Annotated in this window: 2 protein-coding genes; one reads left to right on the top strand and one right to left on the bottom strand. The window is 60.2% G+C overall.

Features of this window, described 5'->3' with window-relative positions; genetic code table 11:
• On the bottom strand, positions 1-1,474 hold a 1,474-nt coding region (locus tag GSQ83_RS12560), incomplete at its 3' end, for a KUP/HAK/KT family potassium transporter (protein WP_371418006.1).
• Between the two features lie 232 nt (positions 1,475-1,706).
• Between GSQ83_RS12560 and GSQ83_RS12555 the strand changes: the two genes are divergently transcribed.
• Positions 1,707-1,976, top strand: a complete 270-nt coding sequence (locus tag GSQ83_RS12555) for an HU family DNA-binding protein (RefSeq protein WP_158803235.1) — start codon at positions 1,707-1,709, stop codon at positions 1,974-1,976.
• Positions 1,977-2,172: the final 196 nt, after the last annotated feature.

The raw sequence follows: 2,172 nt of genomic DNA, 5'->3' as shown, positions 1-2,172 counted from the left end.
CCAGCGGGATCAGAATGCCGCCGCGGCTCAAAAACACCGCTGTGCCGGGCACCCGCGCGATGTTCCCGGTTTCGAGTTCCGCGAAGAAGTCTGCGGAGCTCTTCTCATTTTCCGCCGCGCGGCGCCGCATGGCCTCGACGCCGCGATGCCATGTGGTCATGATCGTGAAGATCACCACGCCCAAAAGCAGCGGCACCCAGCCGCCCTCGCGCAGCTTGAGCAGGTTTGCTGCGAAGAAGGTGAGATCAAAGACCAGAAAGGCGCCACTCGCGGGAAGCGCGATCCATCTCGGCCAATGCCAGAGGTCACGCATCGCGTTGTAGAGGAGAACGGTCGTGAGAAGCATGGTGGTCGAGACGGCCGTGCCATAGGCGCCCGCCAGTCGGTCCGAACTCCCAAAACCGAAGGTCAGTGCGAGCGTGCCGATCATCATCGTCCAGTTCACCAAGGGCACATAGATTTGGCCGTATTCCCTGTCGGAGGTCTGGCGGATGAGCAGGCCCGGAAACCAGCCGAGCTGCATGGCCTGTCGGGTCAGGGAAAAGACCCCCGTGATGATGGCTTGGCTCGCAATGATGGTGGCAAGGGTCGCGAGGCCGACGAGCGGAACGACGGCCCATCCAGGTGCGAGCTTGAAAAAGGGATTGCCTATCAAGTTGGGTGTCTTGATCAGAAGCGCCGTTTGGCCCGCGTAGCTGAGCAGCAGCGCGGGCAGCACAACTCCATACCAGGATAGACGGATCGGGCGACGGCCGATGCTACCCATGTCGGCGTAGAGTGCTTCGCCGCCAGTTATGGCGAGGAAAACGCCCCCGAGCACGATGAAGCTTCGCCAGCCATGGCGGACAAGGAAATCTACCCCATGACGCGGATCGATGGCGGCTAGAACTTCGGGACGTTGAACGAGACCTAGGAAGCCCAGCACCGCGATCGTCGCGAACCAAATCAGCATGATGGGGCCGAAAAAACGGCCGATGCAGGCAGTGCCAAATGTTTGTGCCGCAAACAGCGCGAAAAGGATCAGAAGAGCCGCGGGCATCACATAGGGCTTGAAGATAGTCGTGACGACATTGATGCCCTCGAGCGCGCTCAGTACGGAGATGGCAGGCGTGATGATGCCATCGCCGTAGATTAGGGCGCCCCCAAACAGCCCCACGGCAATGAGTGCGGGGGCGGCACGGCCGGCGCGACCGGCAACGAGAGACATGAGCGCTAGGATGCCTCCCTCGCCGTGATTGTCGGCCCTCATGACGAGGATGCAGTATTTGATCGAAATCGTCACGATCAAGGTCCAGACGACGAGGGAGAGAAGGCCCAGCGCATCTCCCACGGAAGGGCGACCGCCCACGCCGCTCACAATAGTCTGATAGGTATAAAGTGGGCTGGTTCCGAGATCGCCAAAAACGATGCCGAGCGCCGCCAAAGCAGTTGTGGTCGTCGCGCCCTGCTTCGTGGCCAAGGCTGCCTCACGCATGTCTGGGGCGATCTCCGTCATTTTGGGCCAGTCTCCACCGAGATCCTTTGACGGCTTGGATCAACGGCCGCAAGGGCTGTTCGGCTCTCCATGCTCACCATGGATATGATTAGCGCGTTTTAGGGCACGGCACTGAGGACGATGGGTGGTTAGATGATCCCAGCGTGGCACTTGAATTTCTGAAGCCATCCCGTACAGGAGATGCGCCCAACCACCATGAGGACTGGTAACTGTGTCAAAAGCCTTCATTGCCTCCGTTCTGCAGGACTCTGCCGAGCTGACCGGTGTCGCGGCTAATCGAGCGGCTAGCGATCTCATAGATGCCATCGTCAAAGAGCTGAAGACCTCAGGTGGCTTCACCCTACCCAGCTTCGGCACCTTCCGTGTCGCCAAGACAAAGGCCCGCAAGGCGCTCAACCCACGCACGGGTGAGCCGGTCAAGGTTAAGGCGGGCAAAACCGTGAGATTCAAAGTCTCGCCGGCGCTCAAGAAGCTGGTCTAACGCCGCGACTTCGTCCAATCGACGTCGTCTAAGCATCACAAGATTATTCAGCCCTCGCGAGATCGAGGGCATTCTCCTCGACATGACCTGCACCGCCAATCGCTTCTCGAAAGCGGCCGGTTGCGCAGCGCGGCACATCGCGAATTAGAAAGACGGCACCGTCCGGGATAGATGTCGCCCACGTGCTTGGCGACGC

It is taken from the genome of Acidisoma sp. L85 (genome assembly GCF_009765865.1).
GTDB lineage: Bacteria > Pseudomonadota > Alphaproteobacteria > Acetobacterales > Acetobacteraceae > Acidisoma.
Note: the sequence above shows the minus strand (reverse complement) of the source record. Positions and strands in the feature narration are given on the sequence as shown.